The organism is Salinigranum marinum (genome assembly GCF_024228675.1).
Classification (GTDB): Archaea; Halobacteriota; Halobacteria; order Halobacteriales; family Haloferacaceae; genus Salinigranum; species Salinigranum marinum.
This window is the reverse complement of the sequence record NZ_CP100461.1, coordinates 552,293-568,386: the sequence shown is the minus strand read 5'-3', so window position 1 is coordinate 568,386 and position 16,094 is coordinate 552,293. Positions and strand designations below refer to the sequence as shown.

General features: G+C 68.0%; 15 protein-coding genes. 4 read left to right on the top strand and 11 right to left on the bottom strand.

Annotated features, from left to right (window positions below; translation table 11 throughout):
* Positions 1-119: 119 nt before the first annotated feature.
* On the bottom strand, positions 120-281 hold the full coding sequence (locus tag NKJ07_RS02655; RefSeq protein ID WP_318569048.1) for an AbrB/MazE/SpoVT family DNA-binding domain-containing protein: 162 nt from the start codon (positions 279-281) through the stop codon (positions 120-122).
* Positions 282-419: 138 nt separating this feature from the next.
* On the opposite strand from NKJ07_RS02655, the gene NKJ07_RS02650 reads away from it, so the two are divergent.
* The 3 genes from NKJ07_RS02650 (at position 420) to NKJ07_RS02640 (ending at position 2,933) form a co-directional block, all read left to right on the top strand.
* Positions 420-842: a hypothetical protein gene (locus NKJ07_RS02650; protein WP_318569047.1), complete on the top strand. Its 423-nt coding sequence runs from the start codon at positions 420-422 to the stop codon at positions 840-842.
* Between the two features lie 157 nt (positions 843-999).
* A complete protein-coding gene (locus NKJ07_RS02645) occupies positions 1,000-2,244 on the top strand; it encodes a molybdopterin molybdotransferase MoeA (protein ID WP_425504783.1) in 1,245 nt (414 codons plus the stop codon).
* Entirely contained in the window at positions 2,241-2,933 is a 693-nt protein-coding gene (locus tag NKJ07_RS02640; RefSeq protein ID WP_318569045.1) for a nucleotidyltransferase family protein, read from the top strand. Before NKJ07_RS02645 ends, NKJ07_RS02640 begins: the two co-directional genes overlap by 4 nt.
* Here NKJ07_RS02640 and NKJ07_RS02635 read toward each other — a convergent pair.
* Together NKJ07_RS02635 and NKJ07_RS02630 are read right to left on the bottom strand one after the other, a co-directional pair.
* A complete protein-coding gene (locus tag NKJ07_RS02635; protein WP_318569044.1) occupies positions 2,930-3,238 on the bottom strand; it encodes a hypothetical protein in 309 nt (102 codons plus the stop codon). The two genes, NKJ07_RS02640 and NKJ07_RS02635, sit on opposite strands and share 4 nt — an antisense overlap.
* 853 nt (positions 3,239-4,091) lie before the next feature.
* Complete coding sequence (locus tag NKJ07_RS02630) at positions 4,092-4,733, bottom strand: bifunctional 4-hydroxy-2-oxoglutarate aldolase/2-dehydro-3-deoxy-phosphogluconate aldolase (protein WP_318569043.1); 642 nt, start codon at positions 4,731-4,733, stop codon at positions 4,092-4,094.
* 125 nt (positions 4,734-4,858) lie between these two features.
* On the opposite strand from NKJ07_RS02630, the gene kdgK1 reads away from it, so the two are divergent.
* Positions 4,859-5,812 carry a bifunctional 2-dehydro-3-deoxygluconokinase/2-dehydro-3-deoxygalactonokinase gene (kdgK1, locus tag NKJ07_RS02625; RefSeq protein ID WP_318569042.1) on the top strand — a complete coding sequence of 318 codons (954 nt, stop codon included), beginning with the start codon at positions 4,859-4,861 and terminating at the stop codon, positions 5,810-5,812.
* 157 nt (positions 5,813-5,969) lie between these two features.
* Here the strand turns inward: kdgK1 and NKJ07_RS02620 are convergent, their stop codons facing one another.
* The 8 genes from NKJ07_RS02620 to NKJ07_RS02585 all read right to left on the bottom strand — a co-directional run bounded on the left by NKJ07_RS02620 (position 5,970) and on the right by NKJ07_RS02585 (position 15,968).
* The gene (locus NKJ07_RS02620) at positions 5,970-6,830 is read right to left on the bottom strand and encodes an SDR family NAD(P)-dependent oxidoreductase (protein WP_318569041.1); all 861 of its coding nucleotides are present in this window, start codon (positions 6,828-6,830) and stop codon (positions 5,970-5,972) included.
* A 6-nt stretch (positions 6,831-6,836) separates the two neighbouring features.
* Positions 6,837-7,982 (bottom strand): cellulase family glycosylhydrolase, encoded by a 1,146-nt coding sequence (locus tag NKJ07_RS02615; RefSeq protein WP_318569040.1) that lies wholly within the window; start codon positions 7,980-7,982, stop codon positions 6,837-6,839.
* Positions 7,983-8,043: 61 nt separating this feature from the next.
* Positions 8,044-9,195 carry a galactonate dehydratase gene (gene dgoD / locus NKJ07_RS02610; protein WP_318569039.1) on the bottom strand — a complete coding sequence of 384 codons (1,152 nt, stop codon included), beginning with the start codon at positions 9,193-9,195 and terminating at the stop codon, positions 8,044-8,046.
* Positions 9,196-9,202: 7 nt separating this feature from the next.
* The gene (locus tag NKJ07_RS02605) at positions 9,203-12,022 is read right to left on the bottom strand and encodes a glycoside hydrolase family 2 protein (protein WP_318569038.1); all 2,820 of its coding nucleotides are present in this window, start codon (positions 12,020-12,022) and stop codon (positions 9,203-9,205) included.
* 117 nt (positions 12,023-12,139) lie between these two features.
* Complete coding sequence (locus tag NKJ07_RS02600) at positions 12,140-12,814, bottom strand: hypothetical protein (protein WP_318569037.1); 675 nt, start codon at positions 12,812-12,814, stop codon at positions 12,140-12,142.
* 107 nt (positions 12,815-12,921) lie between these two features.
* The gene (locus tag NKJ07_RS02595; RefSeq protein WP_318569036.1) at positions 12,922-13,767 is read right to left on the bottom strand and encodes a carbohydrate ABC transporter permease; all 846 of its coding nucleotides are present in this window, start codon (positions 13,765-13,767) and stop codon (positions 12,922-12,924) included.
* Positions 13,764-14,687, bottom strand: a complete 924-nt coding sequence (locus tag NKJ07_RS02590; RefSeq protein ID WP_318569035.1) for a carbohydrate ABC transporter permease — start codon at positions 14,685-14,687, stop codon at positions 13,764-13,766. The genes NKJ07_RS02595 and NKJ07_RS02590 overlap by 4 nt, the downstream gene beginning before the upstream one ends.
* 6 nt (positions 14,688-14,693) lie before the next feature.
* Positions 14,694-15,968 (bottom strand): ABC transporter substrate-binding protein, encoded by a 1,275-nt coding sequence (locus tag NKJ07_RS02585; protein ID WP_318569034.1) that lies wholly within the window; start codon positions 15,966-15,968, stop codon positions 14,694-14,696.
* Positions 15,969-16,094 lie beyond the last annotated feature (126 nt).

The following is a 16,094-nucleotide window of genomic DNA, read 5'->3' as shown; positions in this document are numbered from 1 at the left end:
CTCACTGCGGGAGAACGCCGGACGAAAGGACGGCGACGGCGGGGCGGGGGTACGGCGTGGCACCGACCGCCCTGACGACGGCGGATCGGGGGCAGCGCGGCGAGGGGGGCGAGGCGGCGTCAGTCGTCGCTCGACGGCGCGGCCTTGCGCACGATGACGTGACCGTCTTCGACGTGCCACTCGATCCGGTCGCCCTCGCCGACGTCAAGGAAGTTCCGAACGGGCTTCGGCACGGTGGTGAGGTTCTTCTCCGAGACTTTGGTGTCGGTCAGTATTCCCATAGATGGTACCTAGGGCAGTCATAGCAACCCCACAAAATCAACGTTGTCCTCGGTGGCGACCCGCGCGGCCCGACCGCCGGAGAGCCACGGACGCGGTAGCCATCGGTATTAGGTCACGTCACCGTGTAGCGGGAGGGGATGGACTGCACACCCTTTTTCAGCGTCGTCGAGGAGTACCTCGGTGAGCACCTGGCCCGGGCCCGCCGGACCGAAACCGGCGGCCAGTGCGTCGTCGACTTCTTCCACCCGCTGACGGTTGCCCGCCTCGGCGACGACAGCCTCGTGACCGCTTTCAACAGGAGCGGGATCGTCTGGGCACCGCCCGCGCGCCGTCTCGGCGTCCAGCTCCGGGTTCCCGAGGCGCACGAGGAGACGGTCGCCGCGGCGCTCGCCGACGCGCCGTTCCCGGCCGAGCGCACCGACCACCGGGGTGCGTCGGCACCCGATGGCGAGATGGTGATGCTCGTCCACTACGCCGTCCGGGCGACCGACGTGAGCGACGAGGAGCTGCGAGCGACGCTCTCGGCGGTGTGGAACGCCCTCGCCACTCCCGAGGGGTGAGTGGAGGCGACGTACAGCGGACACCGCGTGCCTCGACCGTGCGTGAGAGGACTTAACTCGGCCCCCACCGAACCCGACCGCCGTGACAGGGAGTTCCGACGACGCCACAGACGCCGACCCGGTCGACGATCGAACCACGGACCCCCCGTACGACGTGATGCTCTCCCGGACGACGGCCGCCGATCGCGTCCACGCGCTCCGCCGCTCGGTGCTCGCCGACCGCGACACGGAGACAGTCCCGCTGTCGGCCCTCTCGGGGCGCACGCTCGCTGCCGACGTCGTCGCCGAGACGGATCAGCCGCCGCGGTCGCACGCGACGATGGACGGCTTCGCGTTCGACGCCAGGGACGACTACCCCCTCCGTCTCCGCGACGTCTCGGTCTACCCCGAGGACGACCCGCCGGAACTCGCCACCGGCGACGCCGTCCGCATCGCCACCGGCGCGCCGCTCCCCGAGGGAGCCAACGCGGTCCTCAAGCGCGAGGAGGCGACGGTCCGGAGCGAGGAGAACGGGACCGAGCAGCTCTCGGGGCCACCGCTGGAGCCGTGGACGTACGTCTACCGCCGGGGGAGCAACGTCGCCGGGGGGGAGACGCTCTTTTCGGCCGGGGAACGCCTCTCGGCGAAGGACGCGATCTTGCTCCGCGACCTCGGCCACGAAGCAGTCGAAGTCCACGAGCGCTTCTCGGTCGCGTTACTCGCGACCGGAACCGAGATCCACGAAGGGCGACACACGGATCTCGATTCACCGATGCTCGCGGCGCTCGTCCGGTCGTGGGGCCACGACGCCACGTACGAGGGGTCGGTCCCCGACGAGTACGGCGTCGTCCGCGACCGCGTCGCCGATCTCGCCGACGAGTACGACGTCGTCGTCACCACGGGCGGGACGAGCGTCGGCAAGAAGGACTACGCCGTCCGGACGCTGTCGGACCTGGGCTCGGTGCTGTTTCACCGGGTCCGGATCCGCCCGGGCAAGCCGATCGCCGTCGCCCGCCTCCCCGACCACGACGCGGTCGCCTTTGCCATCCCCGGCAAGCCCGTCGGCGCGCACACGATCGCGACGCTCGTCGCCCGGCCGTTCTTCACCGGGGACCGACCGCTCCCGTCCACGCCGGCGACGCTCGCCCGCGGCTTCGGGATTGGTGCCGAGGGGTTCGACTACGTCGTCCCGGTGACACTGACGAGCGACGACGGCGACGACGACGGAACCGGCGGGACGGTCGAGGCGTTCCCCCTCGGACACGTCGACTCCCCGCTGACGGTGTACGACGAGACGTTCGACCCGAGCGTCCTCTCGTCGAGTACGCGCGCGACGCGAGCCGACGGCTTCGTCGTGACCGACTCGGGGCTCGACGCCGGCACGTCGGTCGACGTCGTCCCGTACGACGCGGTCGAGCGATGACCGACAGGCCGGGGCTCCCGCTCGTCGATCCGCCGGCCAACGGGGAGAGAGAAGGCGAGGACGCGACGGGCGAGAGCGAGGGAGGAGCCGACGTGCCGTCCGTCGCCGGCGTCCTCCTCGCTGCCGGAACCGGCTCGCGGTTCGGCGACGACAACAAACTCCTCGCGAGGCTCGACGGCGAGCCGATCGTCCGTCACGCGGCCCGGACGCTCGTCGAAGCGGGCATCGACCCGCTCGTCGCCGTCGTCGGCTACGAGGCCGACCGGACCGCGGCGGCGCTCGACGGCCTCCCGTTCACGATCGTCGAGAACGACGCGTACCGCGCGGGCCAGGCGACGTCCGTCCGCGCGGGCGTGCGGGAACTCGAGGGCGACGGCGACGGTGACGCCGTGGCGGCGGCCGTCTTCGCCCTCGGAGACATGCCGCGCGTCGACCCGGCCAGCGTGCGGGCGCTCGTCGACGTCTACCGATCGGGGGCGTGGACGGCGCTCGCGGCCGCCGTCGACGGCGAGCGGGGGAACCCGGTGCTATTCGATCGGGGACACTTCGACGCGCTCGCGGACGTCTCGGGCGACCGCGGCGGGCGACGGATCCTACTCTCGAGCGACGGATCGGCGCTCGTCGAGACGGGCGACTCGGGGGTTCGTCGGGACGTGGACACGCCGGCGGATCTCGACGCGCTCGACTAGTCGTCGCTCGTCGGCCGTGCCCACTGGTGGACCGCGTGCTCCGAGAGGTGTTTGATCCCGCGCGGCGACGGGGCCGATCGTCGGAGCACGGGGCCGACGAGATACCGCCCACTGGCGTCGAAGTCCGGCGCTTCGACGAGGAGGTCTCGGTCGCACATCGTGCCGAGGACGTCCACGACGGTGTCTTCGCGGCCCGAAACGAGGTTCGCCTCCGCGATCACGCTGTCGACGTCCGCCCACCCCTGGGTGTACGCGAGGCGGATGGTGGCGACCCAGATCGGTTCCCGGTTGAGTTCTCGGCACATGTGAGCTGAACAGGCCCTGCCCTCGGGTCGGTGACACACCGCGTGGTCGGCCCCCGGGCTCCTGTCGTCGGTACCACGTTACCTGTGAGATACATAACTGGATCGCTTCCGTCAATATCACGTCGCCGGCGGTCCCGGCGGCAACACCCGTTCGGAAGGCCGTGGCAGCCGCATCTGTAGGCCGCGCGGTCGCGTCTGTGGAACGCGCGGCCACGGCGGCCGAGAGTGCGACTGAGACCGAGCGACCGCGGCACCGTCGGCTGGAGCACCCGTGGAGCCGCGTCGTCGCTCCGCAGGTGGCGGTCGGGGCGAGCGGTCGTGGAGACACCGCGAGCCTCACCCGCGTGCTGAGTGGAACCGAACCAGTGACGGGGTGTCTCGACAGCGGTGGAGTCGGTTCCGCGATCACCGAACCCATTATTATCCGATAACTTATCTTCAGTTTGGTTCACTCGTCGCCGCGAGCGAGGAGAGGAGAGAGGTGAGTACTGAAGAACAGTCTGATATTTTTTCCCACCCTGATGGTACTGCATTTTCTTTTTTTTGCGCTATTATTACTTTTCCATACAGTAGGGCAGCTATTTGGATAGGTATGAGAATTTCATGGGATCGCTCGACGATTCGGCCCGGAGCGTCGAATCACCGTCGGATCCGACACCGCCGGATCGATCGAATGAACCCTACAATCGATCGGTTCGTTCGGTGACCACCGGTGCCGGGTCCGTTCTCGGGTCGGGGGGGAACGGGATCCGCCACGTCGTCCGTGTCGTTCCGATTCACGGCGTACTATATAGAAGTGATTAGACGTTGTGATCCGCGACATCCATCGCCGAGCGCACGCGTCAGTCGGCGTCTATCCGTCGAGGTGTGCGTCCGCGATCGCCACGAACTCCCTCGCACGGCGTTCGATCTCGGCGAAGTCACCGTCCGAAACCGCGTCGTCCGGGGCGATCGAACTCCCGATTCCGAGCGCCGCCGCGCCGGCTTCGAAGAAGGCGGCCGCGTTCTCACGGCTGACGCCGCCGGTCGGGACGAGCGGAACCTGTGGGAGCGGCCCGCCCAGCGACGAGACGAACCCCGGGCCGAGCGAGCGCGCCGGGAAGACCTTGCACATGCTCGCGCCGGCCGCGTACGCATCGAGCGCCTCCGTCGGCGTCGCCACGCCGGTCAGCACCGGAACGCCGTAGCGGTTCCCGACCCGCACGACCCCTTCGTCGAACGTCGGGGTCACGAGGAACTCGGCACCCGCCGCGATCGCATCCCGTGCGGTCTCCCTGTCGAGAACCGTCCCGGCACCGACGGCTGTCTCCGTCCCCTCGCGCGACGCTGCGACGGACTCGAGGGTCACCCGGAAGCCGTCGGTGTTCGCCGTTATTTCGACCGCTCTCACCCCGCCACGGGTCACCGCGTCCGTGATCGAGCGTGATGCGTCCCGGTCGAACCCGCGAAGGATCGCGACGATCCCCGTCTCTCGAATCAGCTGCTCGGCGTCCATCGTCGGCTCTCCATTCGCAACCCCCCCGATTAATCCTCTCGTTCGACGCGCGGGCTGACGGGCGGCCCTCGACGGCCATCGGTACGCTCATACCGGCCCGTGGTGATCTGGAGGCCACCGCATCCATGCCAGAGTTAGTCACGTTCGGAGAGACGATGGTCCGACTGTCGCCGCCGGCTGGCGAACGAATCGAAACGGCCCGGAGCCTGGAGTTCCGAACGGCCGGGGCCGAAAGCAACGTCGCAGTGACGGCCGCACGCCTCGGAACCGAGACGAGTTGGCTCTCGAAGCTTCCGGATTCTCCGCTCGGCCGCCGGGTGCTCGGTGACCTCAGACGCCACGGCGTCAAACCGAACGTCTCGCTGACCGACGGGAGCCGCCAGGGTACTTACTACCTCGAGTTCGGTGGGGAGCCGCGGGGGACCGATGTGGTCTACGACCGCGAGCGCTCTGCCGTCACGACGGCCACCGTCGACGACGTCGACCTCGGCGCGATCCGTGACGCGGCGATGTTCTACACCAGCGGCATCACGCCAGCCCTCTCCGACACGCTTCGGGAGACGACCGCGACACTACTCGACGAAGCCCGCGCGGCGGGGACGCGAACGACGTTCGACCTGAACTACCGATCGAAGCTCTGGACACCCGAACGAGCGCGGGCGTGTTTCGTGGAACTCCTGCCCCGTGTCGACGTCCTCGTCGCCGCGGAACGCGACGTCGAAACGGTGCTCGGGCGCGACGGTGAGCCGGCGCGGGTGGGCCGCGAACTGCGCGACGAGTTCGGCCTCGAGACGGTCGTGTTGACGCTCGGTGCCGACGGCGCGTTCGCGGTCGACGACGCCGGGACGTACCGTCAGCGCGCGTACGAGGCCGACACGGTCGACCCGATCGGGACGGGCGACGCGTTCGTCGGCGGATTCCTCGCACGGCGACTCGAAGGGGGCTCGACCCCCGAGGCACTGCGGTACGCCGCCGCGACGGCCGCGATCAAGCGGACGCTCTCGGGAGACCTGGCCGTCGTGACCCCCGCGGAAGTCGAGGCCGTGATCGAGGGGGCCGCGGTGGGCATCTCCCGGTGAGCGGCCCGACACCGAGCCGTTCGGCTCTCGATCCCCTCGACAGCATTACAACGTGTTGTCGCCTCCGTGTGCGTCCCCTCGACGTCGGCGCCGACGCGGCGGCTGTCCCGCCGTTGCCGTCGCCGAGCGTGGGCTGACCGTCTGCGGAGGCGGCAGTTCAGTCTGAGCGGAGTTCCGTCCGTGTGCGCCCGTCCTCGGAGCGGATCGGCCGGGCGTACTCAACGAACGTGTGATCCTGCATGACCGCCGACCGGCCCCCGTCGACGAGGAGGCTGGCTCCCGTGACGAACGCGGCGTCGTCACTCGCGAGGAACGCGACCGTTCCGGCGACGTCGTCGGGCTCCCCGATCCGCCCGAGCGGGTGGATCTGCTCCACCCGCTGTCGGTCGTCGTCCGCCAGTTCGTCTGTCGTCCGTTCGACCTCGATCCACCCCGGGTTGACCGTGTTGACGCGGATGCCGTGCGGCCCGAGTTCGAGCGCCATGGCCCGCGTCATGCCGTTGATGCCCGACTTCACCGCGTTGTAGGGGAACAGTCCGGGCATCGTCGCGAACGCGTGGTTCGAGGACATGTTGACGATGGCTCCGCCCTCGGGCATGTGTTCGACCGCGTGCTTCGCGCAGAGCCAAAACGAGCGGAAGTCCGTCTCGAGGACGAACTCCCAGTCGTCCATCGTCGCCGCCGCGGCGGTCGTCTCGGTCTGGACGCCCGCGTTGTTCACCAGCACGTCGACCCCGCCGTACACGTCGGCGGTCGTCCGGACGAGCGCCTCGACGTCCTCGGGGCGGCGCATGTCCGCCCGGACGAAGTGGGCGTCACCCTCGGTCCCGTTCGCCGCCGCACGGCTCGCGAGGTCGGCGGCGACCGCGTCGCCCTCGTCGGCCGATCGGCCCGTGACCACGACGTTCGCACCCTCCTCGACGAGTCGGCGCGCGACCGCCGCGCCGATGCCGCGGGTCGAACCGGTCACGACCGCGGTGCGGCCGGCGAAGCGTCCGCGGACTCCCCTGTCGGTCATGGCGACTCACCCATGATACGGCCCGGGCTGGTCGTCGCGGGACCCGTCGACGACGGAGCCGAGCGACTCGGCGTCGACGCCCGGTGCGAGGGCCGCGAGTTCTTCGATCGGCGGTGGCGTCTCGTCTCCGACCACGTACCGCTGGAACGTCTCGTACTCCTCCGGTCGGTAGGGCGTCCCGTCGTCGTGGACGAGGTCGTGGAACCACGTGTCCGTGTCCTCGTCCTCGATGGCCTCGGCGATGGACGTCTGCGCCGTGCTCCACGGGAGGTGCGTCTGGAGCTTCCCGTTGACGAACCCCCAGGTGTAACAGCCGACGGCTTCGCGTTTGAAGTACGGGAGGTGCGTCTCGGCGAGGTTGTCTCGCGTCCGGGCCAGCCACTCGGTACAGAGGAGCGGTCGACCCCACTCTTCTTGGAGCGACTCGACGCGGTGTTTCGTGAAGCCGAAGTCGCTGTAGTCGTGAAAGGAGACGATGTCGGCCTCTTCGCTCCCGATCCGGTTCTGCTCCGACCGGTTGGGATCCCAGTTCACCCCGGCGGTGATCGGGTGGATCGGGTCCGCCTCGCGCGCCCAGGCGAACGACTCCCGCAGGAGGGGGTTGGACTGTTCGTCCATCTCGCTGTTGCCGGGTTCGTTGTAGGTGTCCCAGCAGAAGACCCGTTCGTCGCCGCGGAACCGCCGGATCACGTCGTGGACGTACTCGGCGAGCGCCGGCCAGGTCGACCGGTCGACGACGCGTTCGTGCCCCGGACTCGGCGTCCACTGGCTGTTGTGGGTGCCCGGGATCGGCTCCTTCTGCGGGCCGAGCGAGGGTTCGTCGCCCGAGAAGCCGACGTCGTCGAAGAGGACGAACATGGTCGAGAGCCCGTGGCCGTCGGCGATTTCCAGGAACCGGTCCATCCGGCGTTCGAGGCCGTCCGCGTCGTCCTGCCAGACGAGATACTGGAGGAAGACGCGGACGGAGTTCATCCCCCAGTCCGCTGCCCAACCGAGTTCCCTGTCGATCGTCTCGGGGTCGAACGTCGCCGCCTGCCACATCTCGGTCGGGTTGACCGCCGTCGACGGCAGGTAGTTACAGCCGACGGGCCACTCCTGTTCTCGGTACCAGTCCCACGCCGCTTCTTCAGTCCATCTGTCGCGTTCGGTCATGATTCGTGTTCTCGTATGGGTGTCGATCGTCGTGCGGTTCGTGTGCTCGTCTTCGGGGTCGCTACCACTCGGCGACGCTCCCGTCGTCGTGTCGCCACACGGGGTTGTGCCAGTCGACGTCGCCGGCACGAGCCTCGACGACGTCCTCGTCGATCTCGATCCCGAGGCCGGGGCCGTCGGGGAGGTCGACGAACCCCTCCCGGTAGTCGAACACCGCGGGATCCGCGAGATAGTCGAGCACGTCGCTTCCCTCGTTGTAGTGGATGTCGAGGCTCTGCTCCTGGATGAGCGCGTTCGCACAGACGCCGTCGACGGCGAGACAGGCGGCGAGCGCGATCGGCCCGAGCGGACAGTGCGGCGCGAGCGCCACGTCGTACGCCTCGGCCATGTCGGCGATCTTCTTCACCTCGGTAATGCCGCCGGCGTGCGAGAGGTCGGGCTGAATCACATCGACGACGCCCTGCTCGAACACCTGTTTGAACTCCCACCGCGAGAACATGCGTTCGCCCGTCGCGATGGGCGTCGACGTGTGCGCGGCGACTTCCGAGAGTGCGTCGTTGTGTTCGGGGAGCACGGGCTCCTCGACGAACATCGGGTCGTAGGGATCGAGCCGCTCGGCGAGGCGCTTAGCGATCGACTTCGCGACCCGTCCGTGGAAGTCGACGCCGATGTCGACGTCGGCCCCGACTCGCTCGCGCACCTCGCGGATCCGGTCGACCGCCGCCTCGACGGCGGCGGGGCTTTCGATCCGGCGGAACTCCGGCGTCGCGTTCATCTTCAGCGCAGAGAAGCCCTGGTCGACCTTCTCCGCGGCGGCGTCACCGACGTCCGTCGGCCGGTCGCCGCCGACCCACTGGTAGACTCGTATCTTCTCGCGCACGGGCCCGCCGAGGAGTTCGTAGACGGGCGCGCCGAACGCCTTTCCTCTCAGGTCCCAGAGCGCCTGGTCGATGCCGGCGATGGCCGACATGAGCACCGGGCCCCCACGGTAGAAGCCGCCGCGGTACATCGCTTGCCAGTGGTCCGCGACGGGGTGTGGGTCCTCGCCGAGGAGGGACGTCTCCATCAGCTCCTCGACCGCGCCGCGGACGGTGTGTGCGCGCCCTTCGACGACCGGTTCGCCCCAGCCGACGCGGCCGTCACTCGTCTCGACGCGGAGGAAGAGCCACCGCGGCGGGACCTCGTACAGTTCGTAGTCGGTGATTCGTGGCATCCGTGGTTTACTCCACGTGGGTGTCCCGCGCGGCGAGATCGGCGACGAGTCGGTCGAACAGCACCGTCGCGACCGCGTGGTCGCCGTAGTTCGTTCCGAGAGGGAACGTACAGGTGCAGGTGGTGCCGTCGCCGATCCGGCGGAACGCGAGCGGCGAGCCCCAGTTGGCCATCCACCCTTCGATGTAGCCGACGTGGACCTCGTCGGTGTCGCGGTGGAGATCCGTCGCGACCGCGTTCGGGAAGATACCCTCGAACGCCCAGCCGAGACGCTTCCCGTCGGTGAGGTCCGCGAGGAACGGGCTGTCCTGTGCGTACATCGCGGAGGCGAGGTTCCAGTTCTCGCCCGGCGGGAGTTCGTGGTAGCTGAAGAGGTTCGTCCGCGGCTGGAACTCGTCGGGGCCCGGAAGCAACAGCGCCGACGCGCCGCCCTCGACGAACTCGCCGACGTGGTCGCCGACGTGCGTGACGACCGCGACGTCTGCGGCGTCGATGTCGTCGACGATCGAGTATCGCGCGCCGCGGAGCCGCTCGGCCAGCGCGTCGTCGCCGACGAACAGGCGGACGTCCTGCCGTGCGGGGAGTGCCCGCGGTGCGACCACGACGTGTTCGCGGTTGGTCGTGCGCCCGACCTCGCTGTCGACGGTCAGCTCCACGGTGAGCCGCCTCGGTCCGTCGGGTGCCTCGGGAACGAACGAGACGGCTCCGAGATCCGTCCGGCCGAACGACGCGAGCGTGGTCTCTTCGACGCCGCTCTCGACGACGTCGTCGCCGTCGCGGACGGTCCACTCGACCGTCGCCGACCCACCAGTACCGGTGTCGTTTACGACGCTGAGGGCGAGCGAGAACGGTTCGCCCGCCCAGCCGACGTGCGACTCCGGCTCGGCGGTGACACAGAGCGCGTCGTTGATCTCGGCGAAGCGGTCGTGGAACGCCTTCTCCTCGCGCAGGTAGTCGATGATCCCGTTGAACTCCCACTCGATGTCGCTCCACTCCGTGACGACGTAGCCGGCGACATCGTCGTGCCGCCGGAGTTCCTCGATCTGGTCCTTCAGGGAGACGAACTCGCGCCACTGCCACGTCTCGACGGCCTCGTCGAAGCCGTCGAACATCTCCGGAAACGCGGTCTCCTCGTACCGCTCGTCGAAGCCGGCCGGGGAGCGTCGCACGCCGGATTCGAGATGGAGGTGGTGGCTGTCGAGGTCGCCGCCCCGGTGTTTCTCGGGGACGAGGAACGGGTGGTAGAACCAGGGCGGGTTCCCGTCGTAGAACTCGCGGAGTCGCCCCGTATCACAGAGCCCCCAGGTCCCGAACTCCGAGACGACGAGCGGCGTCTCGTGCGGGTCGGTCCACTCGGCGGCGTAGTTCTCTTGAGGGTGTGCGAGGACGTGGTCGAGCATGTCGGCCCACTCCCGCGAGCGGTCGGGGCTGGCGAAGTACTGGTGGTAGTCGTTGAGGTCGGTCGCGACGTGTGCCCACCCGGAGTTGTCGCAGACGAGCCGCGTCGGGTCCCACGCCTTCGCCTCCTCGTACAGTTCGCCGAGCGCCTCCTGCTTCTCGGGGTCGTCCCAGACGTACGTCTCGTCGTGGTGGTGGCCGATCCCCCACTCCTCGTTGTAGAGGCTCCAGGCGATCACCGAGGGTCGGTTGTAGTCGCGTTCGATGAGTCCGCGTGCCTGTTCGCGGACCTCGCGCTTCGACCGCTCCGTGTACCGCCCGGGGTTCGCGACCTCCTCCCAGACGAGGATGCCGAGGCGGTCCGCGGCCTCGACCCAGTCGGGGTGGGCCGGCTTGATGTGTTTGCGCAGCAGGTTGAAGCCGAGATCCTTCGCCGTCTCGATCTCGCGCTCGAAGAGGTCCTCCTCGAAGGGTCGGTACAGCGTCCCCGGGTAGTAGCCCTGGTCGAGCGCGCCACGGATGAACAGCGGCTCACCGTTCAGATAGAGGCGACGACCCTCGAAGGAGACCGAGCGCATCCCGAAGTAGTCCTCGTACGTGTCGACGGCTCCGCCCGGGCCGTCTTCGTCGACGAGATCGACGACGACGTCGTACAGCACGGGGTCGTCCGGGTGCCAGTAGTCGGGGTTGTCGAGGACGACCGTCGTCGTCGCGTGGCCCACCGTCGGGTGGTGGTCGTCGGCCGTGACCGCGACCGGGTCGGCCTCGGCGACGGGTTCGCCGTCGCGCTCGACGCGGACGCGTGCGGCGAGGGCGTCCGTCGAGGCGGCGTCGAAGCCGGCGACGTCGACGTCGACCCCGACGGTGTCGGCGTCGGTGTCGGGCGTCAACCGCACGTCGTCGACGCGCGTCCGTGGTCGCGTCCGGAGTTCGACGTCCTGCCAGATCCCGCTGACTCGCGTGTACCACGGATCGCCCTGCTTCCCGTGTGGGACGTCGTCGATGTTCTCGGGGTCGTCGACCCTGAGCGTCACGACGTTCTCGCCGGCTTCGAGCGCCTCGGTGACGTCCACCTCGAACGGGAGGTAGCCGCCCCGGTTCGAGCCGCACTCGACGCCGTTGACCCAGACGGTCGTCTCGTAGTCGACGGCACCGAACCCGAGGATCGACACCGCGTTCTCCGGGAGTTGCTCGACCGTCACGGATCGCCGATACCAGGCGACGCCGGTGTAGTCTCGACACGTCTCGTGCTCCTGCCAGGCGTGTGGGACGTCGACGGCGAGACAGTCGTCGTCGTGCCAGTCGGCGTCGGTCGCGGTCCACGCCTCCTCGACACCGACGTCGTCGGGGTCGAGACGGAGTGTCCAGGTTCCGGAGAGCGACCGCGACGTTCGTCGCGTCGCTGTCGATTCGTGTTGTTCGATGCTCATGGTTTCACTAGTTGGTTGTCGTGTTCTCGCATTCGTGGTATGAATCTTGTCATGCGTTCGGGCACGGCGGGTCGCCGCCGTGTGGGCGTTCTCAGACGGTTCGCGGCGCGGACGACCTCACTGTCGCGTTGCGGCGAAGCTCGGCAGTGACTCCTCGGAGCCGGTCACCGCGCGGACGACGACTTCGGCGTGGTAGGTGGCCGCGACGCCCGCGAACAGCAGGAGGAACCCGACGCTGAGCCCGAGCGTCGCGACGAGGACGATGCCCGTCACGAGCAGCAGTTGCAGGCCGGTCACCGGCGAACTCGCGAGCCAGACGTACGACTCGCGGAGCGCGACCTTGGGGTCGACACCGCCGGCCATCGAGACGAACGTCGGGATCATCAGCACCCCGAGATACAGCCCCGCGTACAGCGCACCGGCGGCGAACGCGGTGCCGACGAGCCCGGTCGCCAGCCCACTGACGACGTACAGCGACGCGATGCCGACGAACGTCACCGGGAGGAACCCCAGGAACGCCGCGGGGACGAGGTTCTCACGAACCGTCCCGACGACCCGTTCCCGATCGACGCGGCCCGTCTCGCGGAGCGACAGTACCAGCGAGTACACGCCCAGCGTGGCCGGGCCGACGGTGACGAGCGGGAGCGAACAGATCACCCAGAGGAAGCTCGCCGGGACGAGCGCCGTGCTGTGCCGATAGACGAACTGCAGCGTCGTGACGAAGGCGTTCGACCGCTCCCCGTCGTTCCGCTCGTCTTCGAGCGCGTCCGCGCCGCCCCGTCGGCGGAACATGGACTGCTCCGGGTCGGTGACCGCACGACGGGAGTCGGTGCGTTCCGATCGGCCGTCGTCCGCGCACGTGACACGGGACGTGGCCGTGGGCGGGGTGCTCCGAGACATTATCCGGTCGTCCCCTGCATCTGCACGGCGTTCACGAGGTGTTCCTGCAGGATGAGGAAGACGACGAACAGCGGGAGGACCGCGAGGAACGTCCCCGCCATCTCGGCGCCCGGCTGGAACACCTGCGTCGGTTGCATCGTGACGATCCCGACGGGCAGGGTGAACTGTTGTTGTCCCTGCAGCACGATGAGCGGCCAGAGGAACTGGTTCCAGGTGTAGACGAACGTGTACAGCGACAGCGCGGCGATGGCCGGCTTCATCAGCGGCAACACGATCTTGTAGTAGATCTGGAACGTCGAGAACCCGTCCAGTTTCGCGGCCTCGATGACCGAGTCCGGCAGGTCGTCGAAGAACTGCGTGAACAGGAACACGCCGATCGGCATCGCACTGAACGGCAGGATCACCGCCAGCGGGTTGTTGATCAGGCCGAAGTCGGTGATGATGGTGTACAGCGGCACCATGTTCGCGAACACCGGCACCATGAACGAGGCGACGATGATCGTGAACACGATGCGCTTGCCTGGCCAGTCCAGTTTCGTCAGTGAGAACGCGATCATCGAGTCGAGGAGGACCACGAGGACCGTCGTCGTCGCCGCGATGACGAACGTGTTGAAGCCCCACTGGACGATCGGCGCTCCCGCGAGGACGGCGTCGTACCAGCGGAAGGTGATCTCCGGCGGAATCCAGTACGGCTTGTTCGAGAACGTGAACTGCTCCGGCGTCAGCGACGTCGAGACCATGTAGGCGTACGGCACGAGGAAGAGTGCCGCTGCGCCGTACAGCGCGGCGTAGACCCCGACCGACCGGACCCGCTCCGACAGGAGTCGCGAGCCGACCGTGCTCATGCGGTGTCACCTCCGCTGACGAAGTAGTAGTTCCCCAGCGACACGGCCACCAGCACGAAGAACAGGAAGTAACCGACCGCGGCCGCGTAGCCGAACTGTCCCTCGTTGAACGCCATCCGGAACAGGTACATCACGAGCGTCTGGGTGGACTCACCCGGGCCGCCGTTGGTCATGATGTACGCCTGCCCGAACACCTGGAACGACCAGATGAACTGGACGGTCGTGACGAAGACGATCGCCGACCGCATCTGCGGGACGGTGATGTCCTTGAACGCGCGCCAGGAACTCGCACCGTCGATCTTCGCGGCCTCGTACAAGCGTTCAGGAACGCTCTGCCGGGCCGCGAGCAGGATGACGAAGTTGAACCCGACGGTCCACCAGATCGTCGCGATCGCGATCGCGGGCATCGCCCAGGTGAACGAGTTCAGCCACGACGGCGGGTTCTGGATCACGAACCCGACGTAGTAGTTGATCGCGCCGTACTGTGGGGCGTACAGCTCCGCCCAGATGAGCGAGACGACCGAGACGGTCAGCACGTACGGGCTGAAGAAGACCGTCCGCAGTATCCGTTTGCCTTTGACGTCGCGGTTGACGCCCAGCGCCAGCGCCAACCCCAGGACGACGAGCGTCGGCACGGTCAGGACGACGAACACGACCGTCGCGCGGACCGACTTCCAAAAGGCCGGGTCGCTCAACATCCGCGCGTAGTTCTCGAAGAGGATGAACTCGGACTGCGCGGGCGCGAACGCGTTCCAGTCGAAGAGGCTCATGTAAAAGCCCTTCACGAGCGGGTAGAGCAGGAACACCGAGAACAGCGCGAGATACGGCAGGGCGAACAGGATGCCGTCTCGCGTCTCGGCGTCGGTGAGGTCGATGGACCCGAACCGACTGCTGAACGAGAGCCTATCTTTCGTTGCCATCGGCTGTTAGCCCTGCAGGTTGTTCGTGACCTGCTCTGCGGCGCTGGGGATGGCGTCGGCGGCCGTCGCCTGGTCGGAGTAGATCTGCTGGAGCGCCTTGTTGACCGGCCGCTGGTAGTCCTGGTTGTTCTCCGTGCTCGGCATGTACGCGAGGGCACCGTTCTGTGCCATCTCGTTGTACGTCGAGAGCGTCATGTCCCAGACCGTCGCCGACTGGAGTTCGTCGGACTCGAGCACCCCGGAGGCCGCCGGCAGGTGACCGGCGTCCGTCCCCCACGTGAGGCTGTTCTGTGTGAGCCACTCGGCGACCTCCGTGGCGGCCTGAGCCTTGTCCGTCCCGGCCGGGACGCCGAGCGTGTGGCTGTTGGCCCACGTGAGGTCGACCTCCTGACCGGGACCGACGAACGGCTTTGCCATGCCCCAGCCGAAGTCCTGTTGCTGGAGCACGCCGAAGTACCAGGTCCCGTTGATCGTCATCGCCAGATCACCCGAGCGGAAGGCCTTGGTGCCGCGGTTCTCGGTCGCGTCGGCCTCGTCCCAGTTCCACTCGCCGGTGATGTTGCCGTAGAACTCACCGAGCGCCGTCCCGTGGGCGTCGCCGAACTCCGCGCTGGTCTTGTCGTCGCTGAGGAACGTGCCGCCCCGCCCACGGAGCCACGCGATGAACTGTCGCACTTGATATAGGTTGTACGGGTCCGGACTGAACGCCAGCTTGTCCGTCTCGGACTCGATCGTGCCGGCGGCCTCCTGCAGTTCCGAGAACGACGTCGGCGGGCTCTCGGGGTCGAGGCCGGCCTCCTCGAAGATGTCCTTGTTGTAGTAGAGGCCGTTCGGGTGTGTGTCGAGCGGGAGAGCGACACGCGACCCCTCGTACTGCGTCTGGTCCCAGATGGACGAGACGTACTGGTCACCCGCGCCGGACGAGAGCAGGTCGCCGAGAGGCTGCATCGCCTGGACGAATCGCTGCAGTTCCGTCGTGTGGAACACCGCGAGGTCGGGTGCGTTCCCGCCAGTCATCGCGGTGAACAGCTTGTCGTAGTACTCGGCGAACGGCTGGCGCTGGCGTTCGACCTGAATCGAGTCGTGTTCCGAGTTGAACTGATCCACCATCGCCTTCATCGCCTCGCCGTCGCCGCCGGCGAACAGCGTCCAGAACTGGATGGTCGTCGTTCCGGAACCGGAACTCCCGGCCGAACTGCCCCCGTTGCCTCCGTTGCCGCCACCACCGCCACCAGTACACCCGGCCAGGCCGACGATCCCGGCTGCACCGGCTGCTTTCATGAACCTGCGCCTACTCGCCGAAGAGCCTCTCTGCTTGCGAGCCATCGGCTTTATGATTTTAGATTAGGATATATAATAGTTGTTATCGACGGATCCTCCGTGGTCGTCTCCGGACGACGAGGGAGG